This is a genomic window from Kitasatospora sp. NBC_01539, assembly GCF_045040525.1.
In the GTDB taxonomy this organism is placed as follows: domain Bacteria; phylum Actinomycetota; class Actinomycetes; order Streptomycetales; family Streptomycetaceae; genus Kitasatospora.
Map to the genome: position 1 here is coordinate 2,157,274 of NZ_CP109390.1, position 26,354 is coordinate 2,183,627.

At 76.2% G+C, this 26,354-nt stretch carries 25 protein-coding genes; 10 read left to right on the plus strand and 15 right to left on the minus strand.

Annotated features, from left to right (window positions below; all coding sequences use genetic code 11):
• Window positions 1-4: 4 nt before the first annotated feature.
• From OG335_RS09240 to OG335_RS09270, 7 genes are all read right to left on the minus strand, one after another.
• Window positions 5-334, minus strand: a complete 330-nt coding sequence (locus tag OG335_RS09240; protein ID WP_405010555.1) for a TcmI family type II polyketide cyclase — start codon at window positions 332-334, stop codon at window positions 5-7.
• 5 nt (window positions 335-339) lie between these two features.
• Window positions 340-795 (minus strand): SRPBCC family protein, encoded by a 456-nt coding sequence (locus OG335_RS09245; protein WP_405010556.1) that lies wholly within the window; start codon window positions 793-795, stop codon window positions 340-342.
• A 4-nt stretch (window positions 796-799) separates the two neighbouring features.
• A complete protein-coding gene (locus OG335_RS09250) occupies window positions 800-1,054 on the minus strand; it encodes an acyl carrier protein (RefSeq protein WP_405010557.1) in 255 nt (84 codons plus the stop codon).
• 35 nt (window positions 1,055-1,089) lie between these two features.
• A complete protein-coding gene (locus OG335_RS09255; protein WP_405010558.1) occupies window positions 1,090-2,337 on the minus strand; it encodes a beta-ketoacyl synthase N-terminal-like domain-containing protein in 1,248 nt (415 codons plus the stop codon).
• Window positions 2,334-3,599: a beta-ketoacyl-[acyl-carrier-protein] synthase family protein gene (locus tag OG335_RS09260; protein WP_405010559.1), complete on the minus strand. Its 1,266-nt coding sequence runs from the start codon at window positions 3,597-3,599 to the stop codon at window positions 2,334-2,336. The genes OG335_RS09255 and OG335_RS09260 overlap by 4 nt, the downstream gene beginning before the upstream one ends.
• Window positions 3,596-4,021: a cupin domain-containing protein gene (locus tag OG335_RS09265; RefSeq protein ID WP_405010560.1), complete on the minus strand. Its 426-nt coding sequence runs from the start codon at window positions 4,019-4,021 to the stop codon at window positions 3,596-3,598. Before OG335_RS09265 ends, OG335_RS09260 begins: the two co-directional genes overlap by 4 nt.
• Before the next feature lie 64 nt (window positions 4,022-4,085).
• Window positions 4,086-5,186, minus strand: a complete 1,101-nt coding sequence (locus OG335_RS09270) for a SchA/CurD-like domain-containing protein (protein ID WP_405010561.1) — start codon at window positions 5,184-5,186, stop codon at window positions 4,086-4,088.
• 324 nt (window positions 5,187-5,510) lie between these two features.
• Here OG335_RS09270 and OG335_RS09275 point away from each other — a divergent pair, with 324 nt between their 5' ends.
• Window positions 5,511-7,139: an FAD-dependent oxidoreductase gene (locus tag OG335_RS09275; RefSeq protein WP_405015343.1), complete on the plus strand. Its 1,629-nt coding sequence runs from the start codon at window positions 5,511-5,513 to the stop codon at window positions 7,137-7,139.
• Between the two features lie 82 nt (window positions 7,140-7,221).
• Here OG335_RS09275 and OG335_RS09280 read toward each other — a convergent pair whose 3' ends face one another.
• The gene (locus OG335_RS09280; RefSeq protein WP_405010562.1) at window positions 7,222-9,333 is read right to left on the minus strand and encodes an MMPL family transporter; all 2,112 of its coding nucleotides are present in this window, start codon (window positions 9,331-9,333) and stop codon (window positions 7,222-7,224) included.
• 167 nt (window positions 9,334-9,500) lie between these two features.
• Here OG335_RS09280 and lpdA point away from each other — a divergent pair, with 167 nt between their 5' ends.
• Entirely contained in the window at window positions 9,501-10,907 is a 1,407-nt protein-coding gene (gene lpdA / locus OG335_RS09285; protein ID WP_405010563.1) for a dihydrolipoyl dehydrogenase, read from the plus strand.
• Window positions 10,908-11,061: 154 nt separating this feature from the next.
• On the plus strand, window positions 11,062-12,570 hold the full coding sequence (locus tag OG335_RS09290; RefSeq protein WP_405010564.1) for a carboxyl transferase domain-containing protein: 1,509 nt from the start codon (window positions 11,062-11,064) through the stop codon (window positions 12,568-12,570).
• Window positions 12,571-12,581: 11 nt separating this feature from the next.
• Here the strand turns inward: OG335_RS09290 and OG335_RS09295 are convergent, their stop codons facing one another.
• Complete coding sequence (locus OG335_RS09295; RefSeq protein ID WP_405010565.1) at window positions 12,582-13,223, minus strand: TetR/AcrR family transcriptional regulator; 642 nt, start codon at window positions 13,221-13,223, stop codon at window positions 12,582-12,584.
• Window positions 13,224-13,355: 132 nt separating this feature from the next.
• Here OG335_RS09295 and OG335_RS09300 point away from each other — a divergent pair, with 132 nt between their 5' ends.
• Window positions 13,356-13,940 (plus strand): hypothetical protein, encoded by a 585-nt coding sequence (locus OG335_RS09300; protein ID WP_405010566.1) that lies wholly within the window; start codon window positions 13,356-13,358, stop codon window positions 13,938-13,940.
• 31 nt (window positions 13,941-13,971) lie between these two features.
• Here the strand turns inward: OG335_RS09300 and OG335_RS09305 are convergent, their stop codons facing one another.
• The 4 genes from OG335_RS09305 to OG335_RS09320 are packed head-to-tail and all read right to left on the minus strand — an operon-like array spanning window position 13,972 to window position 17,889.
• Window positions 13,972-14,634, minus strand: a complete 663-nt coding sequence (locus OG335_RS09305) for an ATP-binding cassette domain-containing protein (RefSeq protein WP_405010567.1) — start codon at window positions 14,632-14,634, stop codon at window positions 13,972-13,974.
• A complete protein-coding gene (locus tag OG335_RS09310) occupies window positions 14,631-15,392 on the minus strand; it encodes an ABC transporter ATP-binding protein (protein WP_405010568.1) in 762 nt (253 codons plus the stop codon). Before OG335_RS09310 ends, OG335_RS09305 begins: the two co-directional genes overlap by 4 nt.
• Window positions 15,389-17,317 (minus strand): ABC transporter permease subunit, encoded by a 1,929-nt coding sequence (locus tag OG335_RS09315; RefSeq protein WP_405010569.1) that lies wholly within the window; start codon window positions 17,315-17,317, stop codon window positions 15,389-15,391. Before OG335_RS09315 ends, OG335_RS09310 begins: the two co-directional genes overlap by 4 nt.
• A complete protein-coding gene (locus tag OG335_RS09320; protein ID WP_405010570.1) occupies window positions 17,314-17,889 on the minus strand; it encodes a hypothetical protein in 576 nt (191 codons plus the stop codon). Before OG335_RS09320 ends, OG335_RS09315 begins: the two co-directional genes overlap by 4 nt.
• A gap of 192 nt (window positions 17,890-18,081) precedes the next feature.
• Here OG335_RS09320 and OG335_RS09325 point away from each other — a divergent pair, with 192 nt between their 5' ends.
• The 4 genes from OG335_RS09325 (at window position 18,082) to cobM (ending at window position 22,134) form a co-directional block, all read left to right on the plus strand.
• A complete protein-coding gene (locus tag OG335_RS09325) occupies window positions 18,082-18,669 on the plus strand; it encodes a hypothetical protein (protein WP_405010571.1) in 588 nt (195 codons plus the stop codon).
• On the plus strand, window positions 18,660-20,012 hold the full coding sequence (locus OG335_RS09330) for an ABC transporter substrate-binding protein (RefSeq protein ID WP_405010572.1): 1,353 nt from the start codon (window positions 18,660-18,662) through the stop codon (window positions 20,010-20,012). Before OG335_RS09325 ends, OG335_RS09330 begins: the two co-directional genes overlap by 10 nt.
• Window positions 20,013-20,134: 122 nt before the next feature.
• Entirely contained in the window at window positions 20,135-21,376 is a 1,242-nt protein-coding gene (gene cbiE, locus OG335_RS09335) for a precorrin-6y C5,15-methyltransferase (decarboxylating) subunit CbiE (RefSeq protein WP_405010573.1), read from the plus strand.
• Window positions 21,373-22,134, plus strand: coding sequence for a precorrin-4 C(11)-methyltransferase (cobM, locus tag OG335_RS09340; RefSeq protein ID WP_405010574.1), 762 nt, complete (start codon window positions 21,373-21,375; stop codon window positions 22,132-22,134). The genes cbiE and cobM overlap by 4 nt, the downstream gene beginning before the upstream one ends.
• A 19-nt stretch (window positions 22,135-22,153) precedes the next feature.
• On the opposite strand, the gene OG335_RS09345 is transcribed toward cobM, so the two are convergent.
• Window positions 22,154-22,792, minus strand: a complete 639-nt coding sequence (locus OG335_RS09345) for a bifunctional 4-hydroxy-2-oxoglutarate aldolase/2-dehydro-3-deoxy-phosphogluconate aldolase (RefSeq protein WP_405010575.1) — start codon at window positions 22,790-22,792, stop codon at window positions 22,154-22,156.
• A complete protein-coding gene (locus tag OG335_RS09350; RefSeq protein ID WP_405010576.1) occupies window positions 22,789-24,390 on the minus strand; it encodes an amidohydrolase family protein in 1,602 nt (533 codons plus the stop codon). The genes OG335_RS09345 and OG335_RS09350 overlap by 4 nt, the downstream gene beginning before the upstream one ends.
• A 118-nt stretch (window positions 24,391-24,508) precedes the next feature.
• Between OG335_RS09350 and OG335_RS09355 the strand changes: the two genes are divergently transcribed.
• On the plus strand, window positions 24,509-25,579 hold the full coding sequence (locus OG335_RS09355; RefSeq protein WP_405010577.1) for a sugar kinase: 1,071 nt from the start codon (window positions 24,509-24,511) through the stop codon (window positions 25,577-25,579).
• Window positions 25,576-26,322 carry an IclR family transcriptional regulator gene (locus tag OG335_RS09360; RefSeq protein WP_405010578.1) on the plus strand — a complete coding sequence of 249 codons (747 nt, stop codon included), beginning with the start codon at window positions 25,576-25,578 and terminating at the stop codon, window positions 26,320-26,322. The genes OG335_RS09355 and OG335_RS09360 overlap by 4 nt, the downstream gene beginning before the upstream one ends.
• Window positions 26,323-26,354 lie beyond the last annotated feature (32 nt).

Below are 26,354 nucleotides of genomic sequence, written 5' to 3' on the forward strand. Positions count from 1 at the left end.
GGCATCAGCCGACGGGCCGCTCCCAGCGGTAGAACTCGCGTGCCATGGCGTCGGCCGGCTCCCGCCAGGTCTCCGGGTCGTACGCCTGGACGTGCGCCGTGAGCCGCTGGCTCACCTGGCGGAACTCCGGGTGGCGCACGTGCTCGGCGACGGCCGGGCCGGGCGGCCGGTCGGCCTCGATCAGGTGCATGTAGAGGTCGCCGAACTGGAAGAGGCTGCGTCCGGTCACGCCGATCAGACCCGGCAGCTCACCGCAGTCGGAGTCGGCGAAGATGCCCGCGATGTCCCGGTCCGCGCCGGGGCGCATCCGCGCGACGATGAGCGATCGGTACACGGTGCTCACCCCCGCCCCGCCTGCATCTCGACCTTCTCCCGGATGAGCTCCATCTGGATCCGGGAGTTGCGGTTGATGTGGTTGGTCATGCCGTGGTCGTCGACCGGCGCGGTGGGCTTCATGGCGAAGTCCTGGATCCAGCGCATCAGCGTGCCCTGGGGCTGCTCGGCGTACTCCCAGCGGATGTTCATGAACTCGAACGGTCCGGGCTCGACGCGCCGGGCCTTGACCGTCAGTCCGTGCCGGTCGGTCTCCCGCTCGGAGACCCAGCTCCAGACGGTGCCGTTCTCGTCGGGGTGCATGGTGAGCCGGAAGGTCGTCTTCGGGCCCTCCCGGTCGATCACCTCGACGGAGGCGTACTCGCTGAAGAGGCCGGGCCAGTTCTCCAGGTCGTTGGTGATGTCCCAGACGAGCTCGACGGGCGCGTTGATGAGGATCTCGTTGTCCGTGTGACCGGGCATGGTGTCAGGCTCCCGTCGTCGCGGACGCGTTGACGGCGTCGAGGAAGTCCTGCGGGGTCTTGGACATCTCGGCGCCGGGGCTCACCGGCGAGGCGTGCCGGTTCTCCAGCTCGCCGACGATGCCGAGCAGCGCGAGCGAGTCGACGCCGAACTCCTCGAAGGTCGCGCCGGGGCGCTCCAGGTCCGGCTGGTCGACGGTGATGCCGGCGCGGGCCTTGATCAGCACCGCCAGTTCGCCGTAGGTGAGGACGTGGGTCATGGGGGGTACTCCTAGGTTCGGGAGGGGGCGGCCGGTCAGGACGGCCCGCCGGCGCCGGCGCGCAGCACCAGGGCGGCGTTGGATCCCATCAGCCCGCGGCTGAGCACCAGGGCGGTGCGCAGTTCCGCGGTGCGGCCGTAGCCGCAGACCAGGTCGAGGTCGTGCACGACGTCGGTGACGTTCGGCGTGGGAGGGACGAATCCCTGCTCCATCGCCAGCACGGCCGCGGCGGTGTCCAGCAGCGGGGCGCCGCAGTAGGCGCGGCCGATGCCGGTCTTGGGCGCCGTCACCGGCACCCGGCAGGCGTGGTCGCCGAGCGCGTCGGCGATGGCGAGCGCCTCGGCGCGGTCGGCCTCCGGCACGCCGAGGGCGTCGGCGAAGACGACGTCGATCTCGTCGGGCGCGCAGCGCGCCTGTTCGAGGGCGGAGCGGATGGCGCGGGCGAGGCCCTCGCGGGACTCCTCCCAGCGGGACGCGCCGGTGAAGGTGGCGGCGTGTCCGGCGAGTTCGGCCCGGATCCGGGCGCCTCGCCGGCGGGCCACCGTCTCGTCCTCCAGGACGAACATCGCGCCGCCCTCGGCGGGGACGAAACCGCTCGCCTGTGCGGTGAACGGCAGGTAGGCCCGCGCCGGGTCCTCGACGAGGCTGAGCTCGGGGTAGCCGAGCTGGCAGACCATCGAGTACGGGGCGAGCGGTGCCTCCGCGCCGCCGACGACGATCGCGTCGGCGCCGCGCGCTATGCTCCGGGCCGCGTGCGCCAGGGCGTCGAGGCCGCCGGCCTCGTCGCTGGCCACGACGGCGCAGGGCCCCTTGAATCCGCCGCGGATGGAGATCTGTCCGGTGCTGGCGGCGTAGAACCACGCGATCGACTGGTACGGGCCGACGAACCGGGGACCCTGGCCCCACAGGTTCTGCAGCTCGCGCTGGCCGAACTCGCCGCCGCCCGAACCGGCCGCGGTCACCACGCCGGTGGCGAACGGCGCGTTCTCGTCCGGGTGCAGGCGCGCGTCCTCCAGGGCGAGGTCGGCGGCGGCCATCGCGTAGTGGGTGAAGCGGTCGGTCTGGACGAGGAAGCGGCCCTCGACGGCGGCGTCCGCGTCGAACCCGGTGACCTCGCCGGCGACCCGCAGCGGCAGCTGCTCGCAGCCCTCGCGGGTGACCGGGCCCAGAACGGCGGCGCCTTCCCGGGTGGCCTTCCAGAAGTCGTCGGCGCCGACGCCGTTGGGTGCGACCACCCCGATGCCGGTCACCACCGTCCGCCGGTTGCCTCGGGCACTGGTCATGTCCGTGCCCCCTCTCTGCTGAGGACGACCGCGGACTGGAAGCCGCCGAAGCCGCTCCCGACGGAGAGCACGTGCCGCAGGGGCAGCTCGCGCGCGGTCCTGGGCACGTAGTCCAGGTCGCACTCCGGGTCCGGGGTCTCGTAGTTGGCGGTCGGCGGCACCACCCCGTTCGCCAGCGCCAGCGCGCAGGCGACGAGCTCGATGGCACCGATGGCACCGAGCGAGTGGCCGACCATCGACTTGATGGAGCTCATCGGCGTCCGGTAGGCGTGGGCGCCGAGCGAACGCTTGACGGCGGCGGTCTCGTGCCGGTCGTTCTGCTTGGTCCCGGAGCCGTGCGCGTTGACGTAGTCGAGGTCGGAGGCGTTGACCCCGGCGTGCTCCAGGGCGCTGTCGATCGCCGCCGACATCTCCCGGCCCTCCTGGGTGAGGCCGGTCATGTGGTATGCGTTGCCGAAGGTGGCGAATCCGCCGATCTCGCAGTGGATCCGGGCGCCGCGCCGCCGCGCGTGCTCGTACTCCTCCAGCAGCAGGACGGCGCCGCCCTCGCCGAGCACGAAGCCGTCCCGGGTGGCGTCGAACGGCCGGGAGGCGTGCTCCGGGTCGTCGTTGCGCTCGGAGGTCGCCTTGATCGCGTCGAAGCAGGCGACGGTGATCGGGGAGATCGGCGAGTCCGAGGCGCCCGCGATGCAGACGTCCACCCGCCCGTCCTCGACGGCCTGCAGGGCGTAGCCGACGGCGTCGAGGCCCGAGGTGCAGCCGGTGGAGACCGTCTGCACCGGCCCGTACGCGCCGGCCTGCTCGGCGACCGCGGAGGCGAGCGTGGCGGGGGTGAACGCGCGGTGCAGGTGCGGTTCGGCGGCCCGGTGGTCGACGTCCCAGCGCCCGCCGCGGGCGCTGACTCCGACGTAGTCGTGCTCCAGCCGGGTGGTGCCGCCGACCGCGGTGCCGAGCGAGACGCCGACCCGCCACGGGTCCTCGGCGGCCATGTCGAGCCCGGCGTCGCGGCACGCCTCGGCGGCCGCGGCCAGCGCGAACTGCACGTACCGGTCGGAGCGGGCGATCTCCGAGGCGTCGAGACCCGCCGCGTACGGGTCGAAGTCGCACTCCCCGGCGATGCGGGAGCGGAAGCCCGACGGGTCGAAGAAGGTGATGCCGCGGGTCGCGGTACGCCCTGCGGTGAGGAGGTCCCAGAACGCGGGGACGCCCACTCCGCCGGGCGCGACGACGCCGAGCCCGGTGACCACCACCCGCCGGGTCACGAGACCGCCTCGGCCGGTTCCGGCGGGGCCGGCCAGGGGGTGTCCTCGGTGTCGACGTGGCCGATCTCGGGCCGCGGCGCGAGCGGGCCTAGGTGGAAGACCATCCGCGCCTCGGTGCTGCCGACGTTGCGGAACCGGTGGCGGACGTTGAGCGGGATCATCAGCCCCTGCTCGGGGGCGAGCCGCAGCGGCACCCCGTCGAGGTCGACCTCCAGCTCGCCGCAGACCACGAAGACGAACTCCTCGGAGTACGGGTGGTAGTGCTCCGCGATGCGGTCACCCGGCTGCACGATCGCCAGCCCCATGAAGCCGCTGGTGGCACCCACCGTCGCCGGACTGAGGAGGGTGCGCAGATCGCCGCCGCGGCGGGTGTTCGGCGGTGCCTCGTCGACGCGCACGATGCGTGGGAAATCCGTGGTCATGGTTGATGCCTCCAAGGGCGGTTCGGGGAAGGGCCGTCGGGTTCGACGCCCTCGGGCCGGGTGCTCAGGCGTCGGCGGCCGCGCGGTCGGTGACCAGCTGCATCGTGTGGTCGGCGAGGAAGCGGGCGACGCCGGTCGCGGTCCGCAGGTCGTGGTGCTCGTCGAGGTCCAGCAGCTTGCCCAGGGCCTCGGCGGCGGGGTGTCCGGAGGCACCGGCGGCGAGCGCCGGGTCGGCCTCGGCGCGGCCGGCCAGGTCGATCAGGCGGACGACCACGTCGCCGCGGTGGAAGATCGTGCTGGAGACCAGCGGCGTGCCCTCCTCGACGGCCTGGCGGTCCTGACGGGCCAGCAGGCCGACGACCGGGTCGCCCTGTCCGGGCCGGACCGGGTAGTGCACCGCGTACCGGGACACCGGCGCGGCCGGCGCGTCGGCGGAGGCGACACGGTGCACGGCCGGCAGCGCCGCGCGCATGAAGAAGCCGCGGGCCGACTCCGGGTCGTCCAGGTCGCGGGCCTCCTCCAGGTACGGGTTGATCGCCTGCTCGACGGCGCGCACCTCGGGCTGCATGGCGACGTGGCGGAGGGCCGCGCCGAGGTCGCCGGAGACCTCGACGGCCCGCACCACGCGGTTGCCGTGCAGGAAGAGCGAGGTGCGGCAGAGCCGGGTGTGGTCGTCGACCCGGGCCCGCGGCGAGGCGTAGCCGGCGAGGATCCGCTCGACCTCGGGCTCGCTGCCGGGCTTGACGGTGAAGGTCAGGGCGTGCCGGACGATGCCGTCGACGACCGGCTCGGGCCCGTCGTAGACGTAGTCGCCGGCGGTCTCCCGCATGATGCTGAAGCGCAGCGAGCGGGTGTCGCGGACGCACCCGTGCAGCGGCTTCACCATCTCCCGGTGCTCCTCGCTGTCCACCCAGGACAGGAAGGGCTGGGCGCTCTCCCACTCGCTGGTGATGAGCCAGCGGGACGGGTCCTCGATCGACTGGCAGAGCTGGTCGCTGACGTGGCCGGGCACCGCGGCGACCTGGTGGCGCAGCTGCTCGTAGGCGCGCAGGAAGCGCTCCTGCTCGCCGGCCATGACGTCGCACATCAGGACGACGCGCAGCCGGGGCGCGGTGATCGCGGCGTGGTGGGGGTCGGTTACGGCTTCCGTGAGGGTGGTCGTCATCATCACTCGTTCTTCTCGAGACGGAGGCGGGCAGGACCGGCGCACCGCGGGCCGGCAGCAGGGCTGGGAAGGGCGGGGCGACCGGCGGCGCCGTGGCAGGCGGCCCGGGTGGCAGAGGTTCGCGGACGACCCGCTGCTGGTGGCGGCGGGTCCTGACCGGGGCCGGTCACGCGATCTGAGGTCGATCGTGGCCGTCCGTGACGGATCGTGCGAGAGCAGGAACCCATCCGGGCGAAATGACAGGTCCATGGGCGCAGTCGGCAGGGCGGACACGGAGGAGTCCCGCGACGCTGGGGGCGGGCCCTTCTCATGACTGGAGTGACGATGAAACCAACCGCCGACGGCCGGCTGCCCGTCCTGATCGTGGGCGGCTCCCTGGTGGGGCTGTCCACTTCCCTCTTCCTGGGCCGGCTGGGGGTGCCCCACCTGCTGGTGGAGAAGCACGCCGGTACCTCGCACCACCCCCGTGGACGCGGCAACAACGTCCGGACGATGGAACTCTTCCGGGTCGCGGGCGTGGAGTCCGCGATCCGGCAGGCCGCCTCCGTCCTGGCGGAGAACCACGGCATCCTGCAGGCCGACACGCTGACCGGGGCCGAGCAGGAGTGGCTCTTCCGGGAGATCGACCCGGGCGGAGCCCTCAAGCGGTTCAGCCCGTCCGGCTGGTGCCTGTGCAGCCAGAACGACCTGGAGCCGGTGCTGCTGGAGCACGCCCGCCGCCTGTCCGGGGACATCCGGTTCGGCACCGAGCTGGTGTCGTTCGAGCAGGACGCCGACGGGGTGACGGCGCTGCTCCGCAGCAGGGAGACCGGTGCGGAGGAGACCGTCCGGGCGTCGTACCTGGTGGCGGCGGACGGGCCGCGCAGCCCCGTCCGGGAGCGGCTCGGCATCGGGCAGACCGGGCCGGGCGACCTGTTCCACAACGTGAGCATCACCTTCCGGGCGAAGCGGCTGGCCGACGTGGTCGGCGACCGGCGCTTCATCGCCTGCTACCTGACCGACCCGGCGGGCGCCGGGGCGCTGCTGCCGGTCGACAACCAGGAGCAGTGGGTGTTCCACGCGCCGTGGCACCCGGAGAACGGCGAGGCGCTGGAAGAGTTCACGGACGAGCGGTGCATCGCGCACATCCGGGCCGCGGCCGGGGTGCCCGACCTGGAGGTGGAGATCACCGGCCGGGCGCCGTGGCACGCGGCGCAGCGGGTGGCCGAGCGGTACTCCGCCGGACGGGTGTTCCTGGCCGGCGACTCGGCGCACGAGATGTCCCCGACCGGGGCGTTCGGCTCCAACACGGGCATCCAGGACGCGCACAACCTGGCGTGGAAGCTGGCCGCCGTGCTCGGCGGCTGGGCCGGGGCCAGCCTGCTGGAGTCGTACGGGCGTGAGCGGCGGCCGGTCGCCGAGTCGACGAGCGCGCGGGCCACGGCGCGGTCCGCGGAGCACCGGCACCCGGGCTACGAGGTGACGCCGGGCACTGGGCGGCAGAGCAACGTCCTTGCCGTGGCGCTCGGTTACCGCTACCCGCTGGGTGCGGTGGTGGGTGCCGACGCGGACGGCCCGGCGGTGCCGGACACGTTCGCGGCGGACGGCTCCCCCGGCGGGCGCGCCCCGCACGTGCGGCTCCGGCGGGCCGGGGTGGCGCTGTCCTCGCTCGACCTGTTCGAGACCGTGCCGGTGCTGCTGGCCGGGTCGGACGGGCGGGCCTGGCGGGAGGCCGGCGAGCGGGTCGGCAAGCGCCTGGGCGTGCCGCTGACCGTCCACCGGGTCGGCCCCGGGCTGGAGTTGGAGCAGGGACCGGAGCCGGGCCCGGACTTCGCCGAGGCGTACGGCATCGGCGCGGAGGGCGCGGTGCTGGTGCGGCCGGACGGGTTCGTCGCCTGGCGGTCGGCGGAGTCCGTCGGCGAGCCGGAGGCCGTGCTGGAGGCCGTGCTGCGATCGGTGCTCTGCCTGGACTGACGGCCGGCCGGCCGGCCGGGACCGAACGGCGGCGTGCCCGGGCGAGGGAGGCCCGGGCACGCCGCCGTGCCGGGTGCGGCGGCTACGGCCCGGGGGCCTGTGGCGCGGCCTGCGTCCGGTGCTCGCCGGCGGCCGCACGGGTGCCCAGGCGGGAGGGCCACCACATGTGGCGGTCGAGGTCGATGGTGAGCGCGGTGACCAGCACCGACCGCACGACCAGGGTGTCCAGGAGGACGCCGAGGGCGACCGCGAAGCCGATCTCGGCGAATCCCACGACGGGCAGGGTGCCGAGCACGGCGAAGGTGGAGGCGAGGATCAGGCCCGCGGAGGTGATGACGCCGCCGGTCGCGGCGAGTCCGGCGACGGCGCCCTCCCGGGTGCCGCGGTGCGCGGACTCCTCCCGGACGCGCGTCATCAGGAAGATGTTGTAGTCGATGCCGAGCGCGACCAGGAAGACGAACACGAACAGCGGGAAGGCCTGGTCCTGCCCCTCGAAGTGGAAGACGTGCGCGAAGACGAAGGCGCTGACACCGAGGGCCGCCGTGAACGAGAGCACCACCGTGCCGATCAGCACGAGCGGCGCGACCACCGCCCGCAGCAGGGCGGCGAGGATCAGCATCACCACGACGAGCACCACCGGGATGATCACCTTGTTGTCGTGGGCCGCGGCCCGCCCGGCGTCGAGCTGGACGGCGGTGTTGCCGCCCACCTGGGCGTCGGCGCCCGGGATCGCGTGCACGGCGTCGCGGACCCGGTCGACGGTGGCCTTCGCGGCGTCGCTGTCCGGCGGATCGGCCAGGGTCGCCTGGAAGATCGCCTCGCCGTTCTTGACGACGACGTCCGTCGCGCCCGCGACCCCCTGGGTGGCGGCCGTCGTCACCCGGACGCGCTCGGCGCCGTCGGCGTTCGACACGACCGTCAGCGGCGACCCGGTGCCGCCCGGGAAGTGCGCGGCCAGCACCTGCTGGCCGGTGACGGAGTCGGGCTTGCCGGTGAACGTCCCAGCGGCGGTGAGGCCGGTGGCGTTGAGCGAGATCAGGCCGAGGCTGCACACGGCGAGCGCCAGGGCGGTACCGGTCCACACCTTGCGCGGCCGCCGGCCGATCCAGCCGCCGACGTGCGCCCAGCGGCCGCTGCGGGTCGGCTCCGGCGTGCCGTACGCGGGCCGGACCGGCCAGAAGACCCAGCGGCCCACGATCACCAGGATCGCCGGCAGCAGGGTGAGCATGGCCGCCAGCGCCACCAGCACGCCGATCGCGCAGACCGGGCCCAGGCCGCGGGTGGAGTTCATCTCGGCGAGCAGCAGGCACAGCATCGACGCGACCACCGTGGCCGAGCTCGCCAGGATCGCCGGACCGGCCCGGTGCAGGGCGAACGCCATCGCCTCGTGGCGGTCGCGGTGGTTGCGCAGCTCCTCCCGGTAACGCGCGGTGATCAGCAGGGCGTAGTCCGTGCCCGCCCCCAGGACCAGCACGATCAGGATGCCCGCGCTCTGGGCGTTGACGGTCAGCCCGGCGTACCTGGCGAGCAGGTAGATGACCGCCTCGGCGACCATCAGCGCGGCGCCGGCCGAGAACAGCGGCAGCAGCCACAGCACCGGGCTGCGGTAGGTGAGCAGCAGCAGCACGATGACCACCATCACGGTGGCGATCAGCAGGGTGCCGTCGATGCCCGCGAACGCCTCCGCCTGGTCGGCGCCGATACCGGCCGGACCGGTGACGTACGTGGCCATGCCGAGGCTGCCGTCCGACGCGGTGGCGCGGAGCGAGTCGACGGCGGGCTGGAGGTCCTCCCAGCCGCCCGTGCCGATGTCGACCGGCACGATGGTCTGCATGGCCTCGCCGTCGGCGGACACCTGCGGGCCGACCACCACGCCGGCGACGTGCGGGGCGTCCGCGAACGCGGCGGCGTCCCGCACCGCCACGGCCCTGTCGGCCGCGGTGATGCCGCCGTCGCGCTCGTACACGACGACGGCCTGGGCGGTGTCGACGGGGAAGAAGCCGCGCTGCGCCTCCAGCACCTGGGTCGACTCGGCGTTGCCGGGCAGCCAGCTGGACGCCTCGTTGTCCTCGACGTCGGCGAGCTTGCCCGCCAGCGGCACGGCGACCACGAGGAGCACCAGCCAGAAAGCCAGCACGAACCACTTGGCACGTCTGCCGCAGGGCAGTGCGGCGATCTTCGCGGACGGGCTCATCGGGCACCCCCTTGCGGGCCCTCGGCTGCTCCGGCGGCGGCTCGCACCCCGGCTCCCGGCGGGGGCACGGCCTCTCCCAGCATGCCACCGGCGCGCGGACGGTGACGGGTCGAGCGGGCTCCCGGCGGCCCGCCCGCCGGGAGCCCGCGAGGTCTATCGTGTGGCTCATGAGCTCACACTTCGACGTCGTGGTCCTGGGTGCGGGCCCGGGCGGGTACACCGCCGCGGTCCGCTCCGCACAGCTCGGGCTTCGCACGGCGGTCATCGAGACCAAGTACTGGGGCGGGGTCTGCCTGAACGTCGGGTGCATCCCGTCGAAGGCCCTGCTGCGGAACGCCGAGCTGGCGCACATCTTCACCAAGGAGGCGAAGACCTTCGGCATCACGGTGGAGGGCACCGTCCGCTTCGACTACCGCGAGGCGTACCTGCGCAGCCGCAAGGTCGCGGACGGGCGGGTGGCCGGCATCCACTACCTGACGAAGAAGAACGGCATCACCGAGTACGACGGCTGGGGCGCCTTCGTCGACGACCACACCCTGCAGGTCACGCTGAGTGCGGGCGGCACGGAGACGGTGACGTTCGACCACTGCGTCATCGCGGCCGGCGCGACCACCCGGCTGCTGCCCGGCACCGCGCTGAGCGAGCGCGTCGTGACGTACGAGGAGCAGATCCTCACCGACACGCTGCCGGGGAGCATCATCATCGCGGGCGCCGGGGCGATCGGCGTCGAGTTCGCGTACGTGCTGCACAACTACGGCGTGCAGGTGACCGTCGTCGAGTTCCTCGACCGGATGGTGCCGCTGGAGGACGCCGACGTCTCCGCGGAGCTGGCCAAGCGTTACAAGCGGCTCGGCATCGAGGTGCTGACGTCGACGCGGGTCGACGCGATCGACGACTCCGACCCGAACGCCAAGGTGCGGGTGACCGTCACGCAGAAGGGCGAGCAGAAGGTGCTGGAGGCCGACAAGGTGCTCCAGGCCATCGGCTTCGCCCCGCGCACCCGGGGCTACGGCCTGGAGAGCACCGGCGTGAAGCTCACCGAGCGCGGTGCGATCGACGTGGACGGCCGCGGCCGCACCAACGTGCCGCACATCTACGCGATCGGCGACGTCACGGCCAAGCTGATGCTCGCGCACGCCGCCGAGTCGATGGGCGTCATCGCCGCGGAGACCATCGCGGGCGCGGAGACCATGGAGCTCGACTTCGTGATGATCCCGCGGGCCACCTACTGCCAGCCGCAGATCGCGAGCTTCGGCTGGACGGAGGCGCAGGCCCGGGAGCAGGGCTACGACGTGAAGGTCGTGAAGTTCCCCTTCACCGCCAACGGCAAGGCGCACGGCCTCGGCGACCCGGCGGGCTTCGTCAAGCTGATCAGCGATCAGAAGCACGGCGAGCTGCTCGGCGCGCACCTGATCGGCCCCGAGGTCACCGAGCTGCTGCCGGAGCTGACCCTGGCCCAGCAGTGGGACCTCACCGTGCACGAGGTCGCCCGCAACGTGCACGCCCACCCGACGCTCGGCGAGGCGGTCAAGGAGGCCGTGCACGGCCTGGCCGGACACATGATCAACTTCTGATCCGGCACCGCCCGGCACGGGCGGCGGCCACCGGGACACCCGGGGCCGCCGCCCGTGCCGCATCCGCGGGGCGCCACCTCCGGGCCGCCCGCGGGCCCGTACCCTGGGCCCGGGCGGGTGCCGGTGCAGCACCCCACGGACCGCGGGGGTGCGCATGGGCGGGGAACGCGGCCCGACGGCCGGGCGGCTGATCGGCCTGGTCGTCGACGACGGCAGCTTCACCTGCTGGGACGACCCCGTCACCCACCCGGGCGCCGACCCGGCGTACGCGGCCTCGCTGGCCCGCGCCGCGGAGGCCACCGGCCTCGACGAGGCCGTCACCACCGGCCTCGGGCTCGTCGACGGCCGGCCCGTCGCCCTGATCGCCTCCGAGTTCGGCTTCCTCGGCGGCTCGATCGGCGTCGCCACCGCCGAACGCATCACCCGCGCGGTGGAACGCGCCACCGCCGAGGGCCTCCCCGTGCTGGCCCTGCCGGTCTCCGGCGGCACCCGGATGCAGGAGGGCTCCGCCGCGTTCCTCTGCATGGTGCGCGTCACCGCCGCCGTCCAGGCCCACCAGTCCGCCGGGCTCCCGTACCTCACCTACCTGCGCAACCCCACCATGGGCGGGGTGTTCGCCTCCTGGGGCACGCTCGGCCACGTCGTGCTCGCCGAGCCCGGCGCCCGGCTCGGCTTCCTCGGCCCCCGGGTCTACGAGGAGCTGCGCGGCGTCCGGCTGCCGCCCGGCGTGCAGCGGGCCGAGACCCTGGCCGCCCGCGGCCTCGTCGACGCCGTGGTGCCGCCCGAGGACCTCCGCGGCACCGTGCGGCGCGTGCTCGCCGTGCTCGGCGCCCGGCAGCCCGTACGGCAGCCCGAGCCGCCGCCCGGGCGGCCCGCCGGCAGCACCCGGGACGCCTGGGACTCCGTGCGCCGCACCCGCCGGACCGACCGGCCCGGCACCCGCGAACTGCTCGACGCCGGCGCCGACGAGGCCGTGCTGCTCGGCGCACCCGGCGGCCACGAGGGCGCCCTCGTCCGCGCCCTGGCCGTCTTCGGCGGGCAGCCCGCCGTGCTCGTCGGCCAGCAGCGGGCCCCCGCGGGCGCCGACCGGCCGTTCACCGCCGCCGACCTGCGCGCCGTACGCCGCACCGCCCGGCTCGCCCAGCAGCTCGGACTGCCGCTGGTCACCGTCGTCGACACCGCCGGCGCCGAACTCTCCGTGCAGGCCGAACTCGACGGCATCGCCGTGGAGATCGCCCACTGCCTCCACACGCTCACCGCGCTGCGCACCCCCGTGCTCGCCGTGCTGCTCGGCCAGGGCTCCGGCGGCGGCGCGCTCGCCCTGCTGCCCGCGGACCGGGTCGTCGCCGCCGAGCACGCCTGGCTCGCCCCGCTGCCCCCCGAGGGCGCCTCGGCGATCGTCCACCGCGACGGCGGGCACGCCGCCGAACTCGCCCGCACCCAGGGCATCGGCGCGTACGACCTGGCGGCGGTCGGCCTCGTCGACGAGGTGGTCGCCGAGCTGCCGGACGCCGCCGACGAGCCCGCGCCGTTCGGCGCCCGGGTCGGGCAGGCGGTCGCGCTGGCGCTGGGCGCGCTGGCCGCCGTACCGGTCGAGCAGCGGCTCGCGGCGCGGGCGGCCCGCAACCGGCGGCTTGGCGACCGGGCGGCGCCGCAGGGCTGACGCAGGGCCGGTCAGGGGCCGTCGAGCCCGAGGCCGCGCCAGAGCGCGGCCAGGCCGTCGAGGTAGACGCCCTCCCGGTCCGCGGCGGCGGACCAGCCGGGCAGGTCGGTGCGCTCCCGGTGGGCGAGCTCGATGCCGACCGTGCCGTGCAGGACCGCCCAGACGAGGTACGCGTCGTGCGCGGCCGCCTGCGGGGCGGCCGCCCGGCCGACCGCGGCGGCCAGCACCCCGAACGTCGACCCGAGCGCCTCCGTCCGCAGCCGCGGGCCCGGGTCGAACCCCGGCACCGCCCGCTCGAACATGAACGCGTACCGGGCCGGGCTCTCCAGCGCGAACGCGCGGTACGCCAGGGCCAGCGCCCGGACGTCGGCGGCGGCGTCACCGGTGACGGGCACCCGCGCGAAGGCGTCGCGGAGCATCGCGAACGCCCGCTCGTACAGGGCTTCGAGCATGCCGGTACGGCTGCCGAACCGGCTGTAGACGCCCATCGTGGACGACCCGGCCTCCTCGGCGACCCGGCGGACCGTCAGACCGGCCGGCCCGTGTTCCGCCACCACCCTCAGCGCGGCCCCGACGAACCGGTCCCTCAGCTCCTCGCCCTCCACCACGGCGGTGACCGTCCCTTCCACGTCCTGCCGAGCCCTGCCGAACATCCTGCCGCCCCCTGTGCCGGGTCTTACCGAACGATGACGGACCCCGGCGGGCCCGGCTACGGGCCCCCTGCCGAACCTACGTTATGACAAGCGTTATCCACTGCTCCCCCCACCACCCCGGAGGCACGCACCATGACCACGCGCCCGCTCGCCCTCGACCGGCCCGCCGGCTGGGCCGGCCTGACGTCCGCCGCGATCCTGCTGCTCAACGCCGCCCGCCGCGGCGGGCTGATCCCCGACGACCTGGCCTTCACCCACGTGCTCGCACCCCTGGCGGAGGGCTTCGGGCTGTTCCTCGTCACCGGCCTCTTCCTGGCCGTCCGCGAGCGCGGCGGCGCCCTCGCCACCGTCGGCTACGCGCTCAACTTCCTCGGCCTGGCGGGCCTGCTCGGCGTCGAGTACATCCTGAACCTCGTCTTCCCCGAGCTGACCGGCGACCAGATCACCGGTCTGGTGGACGGCCTGACCGGCCGGGTGTTCACGGCCTCGTCCGTCGTCTTCCTCACCGGGGTGCTGCTCTTCGGCGCCGCGCTGTGGCAGGCCCGCACCGTGCCCCGGACGGCCGTCGCCGCCTACGTGCTCGGGGCCGCGCCCGTCGCGCTGCGCGGCGTGCTGCCCGCGGTGACCTTCCCCCCGGGGCTGCTGGTGATGGCACTCGGCGTGGCCGGCCTCGGCATCGCCCTGGTCAGGAGCACCGCCGCCCGCGCCACGGCGTAGCGGCCGCCGCGCCGGGGCACCGCCCGCCGGGTCACGGCAGGGGCGCCCCGGCGCGGAGCTCGCCCGGCTCACCGCTGAAGACCACCCGGCCGCGGTGCAGGACGTGCACCACCCCGGCCCCGGCGAGACCGGCGGGCAGCGCCGGGGCGGCCACGACGACCGTCCCGCCGAGGGCCGCCGCGGCCAGCAGCCGGCCGTGCAGCCGGGCGGCCACCGCCGGGGCGAGCCCGCGGTCCGGCTCGTCGAGCAGCAGCAGACGGGGCCGGGCGGCCAGTGCCCGGCCGAGCGCCGTCATCTGCTGCTCGCCGCCGGAGAGGGTGCCGGCCCGGCGGCGGAGCAGCGGGAGGAGCTCGGGGAACAGGCCGGTCGCCTCCCCGGCCCCGGCCCCGGCGCCGAGGTGCTCGGCGACGGTCAGCGCGCCGAAGACCGCGCGCTCGGCGGGAACGAGGGCGAGGCCGGCCCGGGCCCGCAGGTGCGCAGGCACCGCGGTGACCTCGCGACCGCCCCACAGGACCGCCCCGGAGGCCGGCCGGACCGCGCCCGCCAGCGCCCGCAGCACCGTGCTGCGGCCGGCGCCGTTGCGGCCGAGCAGCACGGTGACCCGCCCGGCCGGGAACGCCAGGTCGACCCCGTGCAGGGCCTCGACCAGCCCGTACCGGACGCGGACGGCGCGCAGCTCGGCCTCGACGGTCACGGCCCGCCCCGGGCACGGGCCGCCCCGGGGCCGGCCAGCACCTCGGCGGCGGGCCCGGTCGCCAGCATCCGGCCGGCCGCCATGACGTACGCGGTGTCGGCGAGCCCGGCGACGAACCGCACGTCGTGCTCGACGAGCAGCAGGGCCAGGCCCTCGGCGGCGAGCGCGCGCAGCGCGGCGGCGAGCCGGTCGGCCTGCGCCGGGTCGAGTCCGGCCCCGGGTTCGTCGAGCAGCAGCACGGTGGGGGTGGCCGCGAAGGCGCGGGCGAGTTCCAGCAGGCGGAGGGTGCCGGTGGGCAGCCGGTCGACGGGGTCGTCCCGGAGGGCGTGCAGGCCGAGCAGGCGCAGTGCCCGGTCGGTGGCCGCACGGGCCTCCGGTCCGCCGGGGACGGGCAGCCCCAGGAGGCCGCGGGCGGTGCCGCCGGTGCGCTGCTCGGCGCCGAGCAGGACGTTCTCACCGACCGTCAGGCCGGGGAAGACGGCGATCCGCTGGAACGTCCGGGCGAGGCCGAGGCGGGCCCGGGCGTGGTCGGGCAGGCGGGTGACGTCGCGTCCGGCCAGCAGCACCCGGCCCGCGTCGGGGCGGACGGCGCCGGCGAGGCAGTCGAAGAGGGTGCTCTTGCCGGCGCCGTTCGGGCCGACCAGCGCCGTGATGCGGCCCGGCGGCACGTCGAGGTCGACGCCGTCGACCGCGCTGATGCCGCCGAACCGCCGGACGAGGCCGCGCGCGGCCAGGCCCGCCTCCGGCGCGGCGCTCACCGGGGACGCTCCGGCGGACGGTCGCGGAGGCGGGCACGCGCCCGCTCCCCGAGCGGGGTCAGCCGGGACGGCGCGGCGGGCGGGCGGGCGGCCGTGCGCCGCAGGACGCCCGCGAGGCCGCCGGGCATCCGGCCGACGGCCGCGGCGAGCACCCCGACCACCACGGCCGCGGTGCCGGGTGCCGAACCGGCGTCCAGCCCGGTCAGCAGGGCCGCCGCCAGGACGGCGCCGACCGCGCTGTCCGCGCCCGCCACGACCACCGTCGCGAACCACAGCAGGCTCTGCACCGGGTCGAACGCCGCCGCGGAGAACGCCCGCCCGCCGAGCGCCGCGAGGCCGCCGCCGAGCGCGGCCAGCCCGGCGCCGGCCATGAAGACGAGCAGCTTGAGCCGGGGCACGTCGACGCCCGCGGCGGACGCGCCCGCCTGGTGGTCGCGCATCGCGGTGAGCGCCCGGCCGGTCCGCCCTCGGTGCAGGGCCCGCACCAGCAGCAGGGCGGCCCCGAGCAGGACGAGCTCGGCGGTGTAGAAGGCGGCGTCGCCCGCCAGGAACCGCGGCCGGTCGACGGCGATCCCCGCGGTGGCGTACGGCTGGTCGAAGACCAGCCGGCTGAGCGCGGTGCCGACCGCGAACGTGACCAGGGCCAGGGCGAGACCGCGGCGCCGGATCGCGGGCCACCCGGTGAGCAGGCCGAGCGGCACCACCGCGACCACCGCGAGCGGCAGGGCGGCCGCCGCGGGGAGCGGCCCCACCCCGGGCACCCGGCCCGACATCAGCAGCGCGGTGCCGAGCGCGCCGAGACCCGCGTAGCCGGCCTGGCCGAGCGAGACCTGCCCGCCGTACCCGGTGACCACGACGACCGACAGCAGCACCAGGGCCAGCGCGGGCACCGCCACCGCGTGCCGCAGGTCGTCGCTGCGGAAACCCAGCGGCAGCAGCAGGAGCAGGGCGCACGCGGCCCGGGCGGCTCCGGCCGCCGGGCCGGGGCGGGCGGCGGGGGTCGACAGCGCGAGCCCGGTGTCGTCGACCGCGCCGCGCCACGGCAGCAGGGCGGCCACCAGGAGCGCGACGGTGAACAGGTCGGCCTGCAGGGCCTCGGCGAGCGGCAGCATCCGGCCGGGCGGGCGCAGCCGGGTGAGTTCGCTCTGGGCGACGCCGAGGGCGAGCCCAGTCACGACGGCCACCGGGAGGCTGCGCAGCCGGGCGGCGACGGCGACGGCCATGGTCTCCATCACGAGCAGCGGCAGCCCGTACGGGTCGAGCAGGAGGAACGGCGCGAGCAGCACGCCCACCAGGCCCGCGGTGAACGAGCCGAACGCCCAGCCGGCCGCGGAGATCCGGTCGGCGTCGATGCCGGTGAGCCCGGCGAGCGGACGGTTGTCGACAACGGCGCGCACCCGCAGGCCGAACGCCGTGTACCGGGTGACGAGCCCGACCCCGCCGACCAGTGCGAGGACGGCGGCGAGCTGGACGGCGGTGTCGAGGCGCAGCACGTGGCCGCCCGGGCCGGCGAGCCGCCGCGGCCCGACGAGGGCCGGTGCGTCGGCGAACGGCGCGGTGCCCCACAGCAGCACCACCGCGCCGACGAGCAGCACGAACACGCCGATCCCGGCGACCATCGCCTCGCCCGCCCCGGCGCCGCGCCGCTGCAGCGGCCGGAACACCGCGAGGTCGAGCAGCACACCGAACGCCGGGGCGGCGAGGAGCAGGCAGAACGCGGCGGCCGGGGCGAGCGGCCAGCCGCGGACGACGACGAGCTCGCGCAACAGGTAGGCGGTGGCGACGGCCTGCGCGCCCTGGGCGAGGTTGAGCACGCCGGTGGTGCGGTGGGTGACCACCAGGCCGACGCCGCTGAGCGCGGCGGCGCTGCCGACGGACAGCCCGGCCAGGGCGAGGTCGGCGGTGAGGCCGGCGCCCCCGCTCACGGTCCGGGCACCGCGGGGGGCCGGTCTCCGCCGGGCGGTCCGGGCTCGCCGGGCGGTCCGGGCTCGCCGGGCGGTCCGGGTTCGCAGACCGGGCAGGGGGTGAGGCCGCCGTCCCGGACGGCCTGCGGGTGGGCCGGGGCGGCGGCGCTCTTCCCGGCGACGAGCGGGCACCCCGGGCGGTGGTAGAGCGTGCCGCCGGGCAGGGCGACCGGCGGCACGGACGCCCGCCCGGCCGGGTCGGCCGAGCCGGCGTCGGCATCGGCATCGGGTTCGGCGGGCGGGCGGTCGGTGACCAGCAGCGCGTACAGCTCGTCGAGGCGCGGGTCGGCGGCGGCGCCGCGGCCGGGCGGGCGGCGGACGGCGATCAGGACGGCGCCCGCCACGATCAGCGCCGCCCCGGGGGCGGTCGCGGAGGCGAGGTAGGGCATCTGGCGGGCGGTGAACCGCTCACCGGAGACGCCGTACCAGCCGAGGACGCACAGCCCGGCGCCGGCGGCGAGCGTGAACCAGCCGGGCCACTCCCGGAGGGCTCTCAGCAGCCCGGCGGCGCTCGGCCGGGGAATCCGGTTCATCCAGACCTGTCCGTTCTGTGCCGATGCGCCCGCTCCTCTTGCGGTTCGTCCGCAGATCGGCCTTCATAGTGTCACGCGCGGTGTATCGCGCCGCAGCGACGGCTCCGGACACGGAGGCGGCTCCGAGACGAGCGACCGGGGCCGGCAGCGGGAAGGACGGCCCGCCGGTCGGAAGGACGCGGTGAGGGACTCATGCGTACCACCCGCAGCGAACCGGCCCGGGCGACCGGGCCGTGCCCGGCCCGCCGGCGGCGCCCCGCGACCGCGGCGGCGGCCCTCCTCGCCGCACTCGCGCTGGGCCTGACGGCGGCGTGCAGCAGCGACTCCTCGGGCTCCGGCTCGCCGTCCGCCGGTGCCTCGGCGACGGCCACCGCCTCGGCCTCCCCGGCCTCCCCGGCGTCTCCGGCCGGCAGCGCCCCGGCCGACGTGGAGGCGGCGAAGGCCCAGGTCACGGCCAACTGGGAGAAGTTCTTCGACCCGGCCACGCCGATCGCCGACAAGGCCGCGGTGCTGCAGAACGGCGCCGCACTGGCCCCGGCCCTGCAGGGCTTCGCGGCCGACCCCCGGGTGGGCCAGGTCAAGGCCGACGTGACCGCCGTGGACTTCACCTCCGCCACCGAGGCGACCGTCACCTACACGCTGTCGCTGCAGGGCAACGTCGTGCAGCCCGCCGCCACCGGCACCGCCGTGCTGGACGACGGCACGTGGAAGGTGTCCACGAAGAGCCTCTGCGGCCTCGTCGCCCAGGCCGGCGGCGCGACCGTGCCGGGATGCGGCTGACCGCGTACCGGCGGGCGGCCCGCCGGGCCGGGCCGGTGGCGGCGGCCGCGCTGCTGCTGGCCCTGGCGGGCTGCGGCAGCAGGCTGCCGGAGAGCGCGTTCGGCCCGCCCGCGGCCGGCGGCACCGGCCGCGCCACGGACACCGGTGCCGGGCCCGGCACCGTCAAGGTCGGCATCGTCACCTCGCTCACCAGTCCCGTCGGCTCGGAGACCTTCGCGGGGCCGCGCTTCGGCGCGCTCGCCTTCTTCCGCGCGCTGAACGACGCCGGCGGGCTCGGCGGCCGCACCGTGCAGGTCGTGACCTGCGACGACGGCGGCAGCGGCATCGGCAACCAGGACTGCGTGCACCGCCTGGTCGACCGCGACCGGGTGTTCGCCCTCGTCGCGGGCAGCGTCCTCACGTACGCGGGCGCGCCGTACGTCAGCGCGAAGGGCGTGCCGGACGTCGGCGGGCAGCCCGTCGGCACCGCCTACGACCGGTGGCCGCACCTGTACGGCATCTACGGCAGCAGCGCCCCGCGCGACGGCCGCGCGGTCGGCTGGGACGGCACCCTCTACCAGACCACCGAGGTGTACCGGTTCTTCAAGGAGCGGCTCGGCGCGACCAGCGCCGCCGTGGTCTCCTACGACCAGGCCGACTCGGCGCGCTACGCCCGGCAGATCGAGCAGGGCCTGCGCGCCGAGGGCTACCGCGTGCTCAGCCGCACCGTCGACCTGGCGCTGCCCGGCTTCCAGGCGGTCGCCGCCGCCATGAAGGCCGACGGCACCGACCTGCTCTTCGACGCCATGGACACCCGCGGCAACGCCGCCCTCTGCCAGGCCCTCGACGCGGCGGGCGTGCGGCTGCGCGCCAAGGTGACGAACGTGCAGAACTGGTCGGACACCGCCCGCACCGACTACCGGGACTCCCCCGGCTGCCGGGCCGCCCTGTGGGCGACGTCCTCCAGCCGCAACTACGCCGACACCGGCCACCCGGCGGTGCGGGCGTTCCGCACCGCGATGGCCCGCTACTACCCGCAGCGCGAGGACCTCCTCTCCGCCTGGGAGCTGGAGGGCTGGGCGGCCGCCGGGTGGCTGACCGACGCGATGCGCTCCTGCGGGGCCGACCTGACCCGCCGCTGCGTGACGGCCTTCCTGGGCAGCGGCACCCCGTACGACGCCCACGGGCTGCTGCTGCCCGCGGCGTTCGCCCCGCAGCCGCGGCCCTCCGGGCCCGCCCGCGCCTGCCTGGACGCGGCCCGCTGGGAGGACGCCGCGAACGGCGGCCGCGGCGGCTGGGTGACGCAGGTGCCGGACATGACCACCACCTGCTTCGACGTGCCGCAACTGCCCTACCGGCCCTGAGCGCCGGCCGGTGTGGCGAACGTCGCAGGTCATCGGCCCCGGCTTTGTCCACAGGGCCGGTCTGCGCGGGCGCCTCGGCCGATAGGCTGCCGCTGCCCCGTCCGCGCTGCAAGGAGTCACCGTTGGCCGCCGCCGTGCCCGCACCCGTGATCACCGTCGTCGGGGTCGGCGCCGACGGCTGGGAGGGCCTGGCGCCCGCGGCCCGCGAGGCGCTGCTCGCCGCCGAGGCCGTGATCGGCGCGCCCCGCCAGCTCGCCCTGCTGCCCGCGGAGGCCGCCGCCGCCCGCGTCGCCTGGCCGTCCCCGCTGCTCCCCGCCGTCCCGGGCCTGCTCGCGGAGCACGCCGGACGCCGGATCTGCGTGCTGGCCAGCGGCGACCCGATGTTCTTCGGCATCGGGCGGGCCCTCGCCGACACCGTCGGCCCCGACCGCCTGCGCGTGCTGCCGCACCCCTCGTCCGTGTCGTACGCCTGCGCCCGGCTCGGCTGGCCGGCCGAGGACACCGAGGTCGTCAGCCTCGTCGGCCGGCCCCTGGACACCCTGACCGCGGCGCTCTCCGACGGACGGCGCCTGCTCGTGCTGAGCGCCGACGCGGCCACCCCCGGCCAGGTCGCCGCGCTGCTCACCGCCCGCGGGTACGGGGCCGGCCGGATGCGCGTCCTGGAGCAGCTCGGCGGCGCGCGCGAGCGGATCACCGACGGCGTCGCGGAGAGCTGGCGGCACCCGCCGGGCGACGCGCTGAACATCGTCGCCGTGGAGTGCGCCGGGCCGCGGGCGCAGCTCGTCCCCGGCCTGCCGGACGACGCGTACGCGCACGACGGGCAGCTGACCAAGCGCCACGTCCGGGCGGCGACGCTGGCCGCGCTCGCCCCCGCGCCGGGCGAGCTGCTGTGGGACGTCGGCGGCGGCTCCGGGTCGATCGCGATCGAGTGGCTGCGGGCGCACCGCAGCTGCCGGGCCGTCTGCGTGGAGCGCGACCCGGTGCGGGCCGGACGGATCGCCGGCAACGCGGCCGCGCTCGGCGTGCCGCGGCTGCACGTGGCGACCGGGCCCGCGCCCGCCGCACTCGCCGGCCTGCCCGCGCCGGACGCGGTCTTCGTCGGCGGCGGCCTCACCGCCCCCGGCCTGCTGCAGGCCTGCTGGGACGCGCTGCCGCCCGGCGGCCGGCTGGTGGCCAACACCGTCACGCTCGAGTCCGAGGCGCTGCTGACCGAGTGGTACCGCCGCCACGGCGGCGACCTGGTGAGGCTCGCGGTCGCGCACGCCGTGCCGGTCGGCGGGTTCACCGGCTGGCGGCAGGCCATGCCCGTCACCCAGTGGTCGGCCGTCAAGGACACCAGGACCGTCGAGAGGGAAACACCGTGACCGTCTACTTCATCGGCGCCGGCCCGGGCGCCGCCGACCTCATCACCCTGCGCGGCCAGCGCACCCTCGCGCGCTGCGGGGTGTGCCTGTACGCGGGCAGCCTGGTGCCGCGCGAACTGCTCGCCGAATGCCCGCCGGACGCCCTCCTCGTCGACACCGCCGACCTCGACCTCGACCGGATCGTCGCCGAGATCACCCGCGCCCACGCGGCCGGCCACGACGTCGCCCGGCTGCACTCCGGCGACCCGTCGGTCTTCAGCGCCGTCGCCGAGCAGATGCGCCGGCTCGACGCGCTGGGCATCCCGTACGAGGTCGTGCCCGGCGTGCCCGCGTTCGCCGCGGCGGCGGCCGCGCTCAAGCGGGAGCTGACGGTGCCGACGGTCGGCCAGACCGTCATCCTCACCCGGGTCTCCCGGCAGGCCACCCCGATGCCCGAGGGCGAGGACCTCGCCACCCTGGGCCGCAGCGGCGCCCTGCTGGTGCTGCACCTCGCCACCCGGTACGTCGGGAGCGTCGTCGAGGAGCTGCTGCCGCTCTACGGCGCGGACTGCCCGGCGGCGGTCGTCGCCATGGCCAGCCGCCCCGACGAGCTGGTGCTGCGCGGCACGCTGGCCACCATCGCCGGGCAGGTCGAGGAGGCCGGGGTGCTGCGCACCGCGGTGATCCTGGTCGGCCGCACGCTGGGCGCCGAGCAGTTCCGCGACAGCCACCTGTACTCGTCCGACCGCGAGCGGCCGCACGAGCCCTGCACCTCCTGACCCGGCCCGTGAGGCGCCGTCAGGCCGCCCGGCAGGCGGCGGTGAAGGCCGCGGCGCGGCGGGTGATGTCCGCCCAGTCGCCGCGGGCCACCGCGGCGGGCGGCACGACGTCGGTGCCGGCGCAGACCGCGAGCGCGCCGCGGGCCAGGTAGTCCGCGGCGTTGCCGGCGTTGACGCCGCCGGACGCCACCAGCGGCACCTCCGGGTACGGGCCGCGCAGGTCGGCGAAGTAGCCGGGACCGAACGCCCGGGCCGGGAAGATCTTCACGGCGGCCGCCCCCAGGTCGACGGCGTGCGCCACCTCGGTCGGGGTCAGGGCGCCGAGCACCACCGGGCAGCCGGTGCGCGCGGCGGCCTCCGCGACCTCGGCCCGCGCCCCCGGCGTGACCAGGAACGACGCACCCGAGTCGACGGCCAGCTCGGCCTGGCCGGCCGTCAGCACCGTGCCGACGCCCACCCGGTGGCCGGCGTCGGCCGCCCGCCGCAGGTGACCGGCCACGCCGGGCGTGGTGAAGGTGAACTCGACCCGGGTGACGCCGCCCGCCGCGAGGGCGGCACACAGGTCGGCGGCGTCGGGTATCGCGGGCGCGCGGACGACCGCGATCACCGGTTCGGCGGCGAGGGCGGCGCGGAGCAGGGCGGCGGGGGCAGCGTTCACAGGGCTCGGGTTCCTCGGTCGGTGCGGCGCAGGGCCCGGCCCGGCAGGGCGCCGGTGGGGCGGCCCTCCCGCAGCACGGCCGTGCCGTTGACGTAGACGTGGGCGATGCCGGTCGCGGGGCTGCGCGGCCGGTCGAAGGTGGCGGTGTCCCGCACGGCGGCGGGGTCGAACAGCACCAGGTCGGCGTGGTGGCCGGGCCGGATCAGCCCGCGCCGGTCGAGGCCGAGGCGGCGGGCCGGGCGGCCGGTCATCCGGGTGACGGCCTCCTCCAGGGTGAGGACGCCGAGCTCCCGCCCGTAGTGCCCGAGGTACCGGGCGAAGGTGCCCCACGCCCGGGGGTGCGGGCGGGCGCCGGTCAGCAGGCCGTCGCTGCCGACGGTGTGCACGCGGTGCCGCATGACGGCGCGGACGTTCTCCTCGTCGCCGACGTGCTGCAGCACGGTGGTGGCGAGGGTGTCCTCGCGGAGCAGGTCGAGGAAGGCCTCGGTGCCGGTGCAGCCGCGCGCCTCGGCGATCCCGGCGACGGTCCGGCCGACCAGGGCCGTCAGGGCGGGGTCGCCGGTGCCGGAGATCTGCACGGTCGCCCAGTCGGCGACGACGCCGTGGCAGCCGTCGCTGCCGTGCTCCTCCATGTCGGCGCGGATGCGTTCGCGGGCGGCCGGGTCGGCGAGGCGGGCCAGGGTGGCGTCCGGGCCGCCGGCGCCGGCCCAGCCGGGCAGCAGTGCGGCCAGGGTGGTGGAGCCGGGCAGGTAGGGGTAGCTGTCGAGGGTGACGTCGACGCCGTCGGCGAGCGCCCGGTCGACCAGGTCGAGCAGGGCCCCGGCCCGGCCGCGGTTGACGTCGAAGTTCATCGTGGCGTGGGTGAGGTGCACCGGGCAGCCGGAGCGGCGGGCGACGTCGAGCATCTCCGCGTAGCCCTCCAGCGCGCCCCGGCCGTACGAGCGCTGGTGCGGCGCGTGGTAGCCGCCGTACGCCGCGACCGTCGCGCACAGGGCGACGAGCTCGTCGGTGCCCGCGTACATGCCGGGCGTGTAGCTGAGCCCGCTGGACAGGCCGACGGCGCCCTCCCGGAGCCCGGCGGCGACGAGTTCGCGCATCCGGTCGAGCTCGGACGGGGTGGGCGGGCGGTCGTCCCAGCCCATCGCGAGCATCCGGACGGAGCCGTGCGGCACCAGGTAGCAGGCGTTGACGCCGATGCCCTCGTCGAGCCGGTCGAGGTAGCCGCCGACGGTGCGCCAGCTCCAGTCGAGGCCCGGCGGGTCGCCGTTCCAGCCGGCGATCTGGCGGCGCAGCGCGCCGAGGGTGGTGTCGTCGACCGGGGCGTACGAGAGGCCGTCCTGGCCGAGCACCTCGCAGGTGACGCCCTGGGTGACCCGGGAGGGCTGGTCGGGGGTGAGGAGGAGGGCGAGGTCGGAGTGGGTGTGCATGTCGACGAAGCCCGGCGTGAGGACGAGGCCGTCGGCGTCGACGGTGCGGCGGGCGGTGAGGCCGCGTCCGATTCCGTCGACGAGGCTGTCGGTGACGGTGACGTCGGCGCGGCGGCGTTCGGCGCCGGTGCCGTCGACGACGGTGGCGCCACGAAACAGCAGGTCGGCCATCCGGACCACCCTCCACCTGTGATGTTGCGATATTCGCAACGAGCGTTGCGCATAGTGCTGTCACGGTTCTAACATTCACGCCGGACAGCGGTCAACGACACGGCGGAAGGTGCGGCGCATGGCGGAGCAACGGCCCGGCCCGCAGGCGGTCTGCCTCGGCGAGTCGATGGCGGTGCTGCTGCCCGACCGGCCCGGCCCGCTGGAGGCCGCCGGCGGCTTCCGCGTCTCGGTCGGCGGGGCGGAGTCCAACACCGCGTGCGGCCTCGCCGCCCTCGGCGTGCCCGCCGCCTGGATCGGCGGCGTCGGCGACGACGGCTTCGGCCGCCGGATCACCACCGACCTCGCCGCCCGCGGCGTGGACGTCTCCGCCGTCGCCGTCGACCCGCACCGGCCCACCGGCCTCTACGTGAAGGAGACCGGCGGCTCGGCCCTGCCGTACGACCTCGGCGCCGGCCGCAGCCGCCTGCACTACTACCGGACGGGCTCCGCGGCCTCCGCCCTCTCCCCCGCCCTGCTCGCCGACCCCGCCGCCGCCCGGCTCCTCGACGGCGCCCGGCTCCTGCATCTGACCGGCATCACCCCCGCCCTCTCCGACGGCTGCCTGGCGCTCGTCCGCGCCCTGCTCGCCGACCGCCGCCCCGGCCGGACCGTCAGCTTCGACCTCAACTGGCGGCCCGGCCTGTGGCGCCACCGCGACCCCGGCGTCCTGCCCGCCCTGCTCGGCGCCGCCGACGTCCTGCTGCTCGGCGCGGACGAGGCCGAGGACGCCCTCGGCACCGGCGACCCGCACGCCCTGCGCGCGATGTTCCCCCGACCCGCCGCCGTCGTCGTCAAGGACTCCGGGCACCGGGCGACCGCCCTCACCCGCGACGGCGTCACCACCGAGCCCGCCCTGGCCGTCGACGTCGTCGAACCGACCGGCGCCGGCGACGCCTTCGCCGCCGGCTACCTCGCCGGCCTGCTGCGCGGCCTCGACCAGCGCCGACGGCTGCGCCTGGGCCACCTCACCGCCGCGGGCGCGCTCACCGCCCGCGGCGACCGCGCCCGGCCGCACCCCCCGCTGGCCGTGGCGGCGCTGCTCGACGCGTCGGAGGAGGAGTGGGCCGCGACCCGGGTCACCGCGGATGGCATCGTGTCACCCGTACCGACCCGGCCCGCCGCACCCCTCGGAGCACCAGGAACGCCATGAGCCAGACCGTCTCCCGCGCACTGCGCCTGCTCGCCGAACTCGGCGAGGGCGAACGCTCCCTCGACCAGCTGGCCGAGGTGCTCGGCGTGCACAAGACCACGGTGCTGCGGCTGCTGCAGAGCCTGGAGGAGGAGCGGTTCGTGCACCGCGACGCGGCCTACCGCTACCACCTCGGTGCCGGGCTCTTCGCCCTCGCCGGCCTGGCCCTGGAGCAGCGCGGCATCCGCCGCACCGCCGCACCGCACCTCGCCGCGCTGAACGCCGCGACCGGGCAGACGGTGCACCTCGCCGCGTACGAGGGCGGCGAGGTCGTCTACATCGACAAGTACGACTCCCGGCAGCCGGTGCGGATGTACTCCCGGGTCGGGCTGCGGGCCTCCCTGCACTGCACCGCCGTGGCCAAGGTGCTGCTCGCCGACCTGCCGCCCGCCGAACGCCGCCGGGTCGCCGCCGGCATCACCTACACCCCGCACACCCCGCACACCCTCACCGGCCCGAAGGCCCTGCTCGCCGAGCTGGAGCAGGTCGCCGCCCAGGGCTGGGCGCAGGACCACGCCGAGCACGAGACGTTCATCAACTGCGTCGCCGCACCCGTACGGGACGCCACCGGCCGGGTGGTGGCGGCGGCCTCCGTCTCGGTGCCCGACGTCGTGCTGCCCTACGACCAGGTGCTGGAGCTGCTGCCGCAGCTGCTCGCCACCGCCCGGGCGGTCTCCGCCGACGCGGGCGCCACGGAAGCCTGACGGACCGTCGGGCGCACAGAAGGAGCGAACCC

Excerpts from the sequence above, each read along its gene's own strand:
- OG335_RS09290 (WP_405010564.1), top strand. The coding sequence starts at position 11,062 with ATGGGCGGGGAACGCGGCCCGACGGCCGGGCGGCTGATCGGCCTGGTC.
- OG335_RS09330 (WP_405010572.1), top strand. The coding sequence starts at position 18,660 with ATGCGGCTGACCGCGTACCGGCGGGCGGCCCGCCGGGCCGGGCCGGTG.
- OG335_RS09325 (WP_405010571.1), top strand. The coding sequence starts at position 18,082 with ATGCGTACCACCCGCAGCGAACCGGCCCGGGCGACCGGGCCGTGCCCG.
- OG335_RS09300 (WP_405010566.1), top strand. The coding sequence starts at position 13,356 with ATGACCACGCGCCCGCTCGCCCTCGACCGGCCCGCCGGCTGGGCCGGC.
- OG335_RS09275 (WP_405015343.1), top strand. The coding sequence starts at position 5,511 with ATGAAACCAACCGCCGACGGCCGGCTGCCCGTCCTGATCGTGGGCGGC.
- OG335_RS09280 (WP_405010562.1), bottom strand. The coding sequence starts at position 9,333 with ATGAGCCCGTCCGCGAAGATCGCCGCACTGCCCTGCGGCAGACGTGCC.
- OG335_RS09355 (WP_405010577.1), top strand. The coding sequence starts at position 24,509 with ATGGCGGAGCAACGGCCCGGCCCGCAGGCGGTCTGCCTCGGCGAGTCG.
- lpdA (WP_405010563.1), top strand. The coding sequence starts at position 9,501 with ATGAGCTCACACTTCGACGTCGTGGTCCTGGGTGCGGGCCCGGGCGGG.
- OG335_RS09265 (WP_405010560.1), bottom strand. The coding sequence starts at position 4,021 with ATGACCACGGATTTCCCACGCATCGTGCGCGTCGACGAGGCACCGCCG.
- OG335_RS09270 (WP_405010561.1), bottom strand. The coding sequence starts at position 5,186 with ATGACGACCACCCTCACGGAAGCCGTAACCGACCCCCACCACGCCGCG.
- OG335_RS09360 (WP_405010578.1), top strand. The coding sequence starts at position 25,576 with ATGAGCCAGACCGTCTCCCGCGCACTGCGCCTGCTCGCCGAACTCGGC.
- OG335_RS09250 (WP_405010557.1), bottom strand. The coding sequence starts at position 1,054 with ATGACCCACGTCCTCACCTACGGCGAACTGGCGGTGCTGATCAAGGCC.
- OG335_RS09245 (WP_405010556.1), bottom strand. The coding sequence starts at position 795 with ATGCCCGGTCACACGGACAACGAGATCCTCATCAACGCGCCCGTCGAG.
- OG335_RS09320 (WP_405010570.1), bottom strand. The coding sequence starts at position 17,889 with ATGAACCGGATTCCCCGGCCGAGCGCCGCCGGGCTGCTGAGAGCCCTC.
- OG335_RS09255 (WP_405010558.1), bottom strand. The coding sequence starts at position 2,337 with ATGACCAGTGCCCGAGGCAACCGGCGGACGGTGGTGACCGGCATCGGG.
- OG335_RS09295 (WP_405010565.1), bottom strand. The coding sequence starts at position 13,223 with ATGTTCGGCAGGGCTCGGCAGGACGTGGAAGGGACGGTCACCGCCGTG.
- OG335_RS09350 (WP_405010576.1), bottom strand. The coding sequence starts at position 24,390 with ATGGCCGACCTGCTGTTTCGTGGCGCCACCGTCGTCGACGGCACCGGC.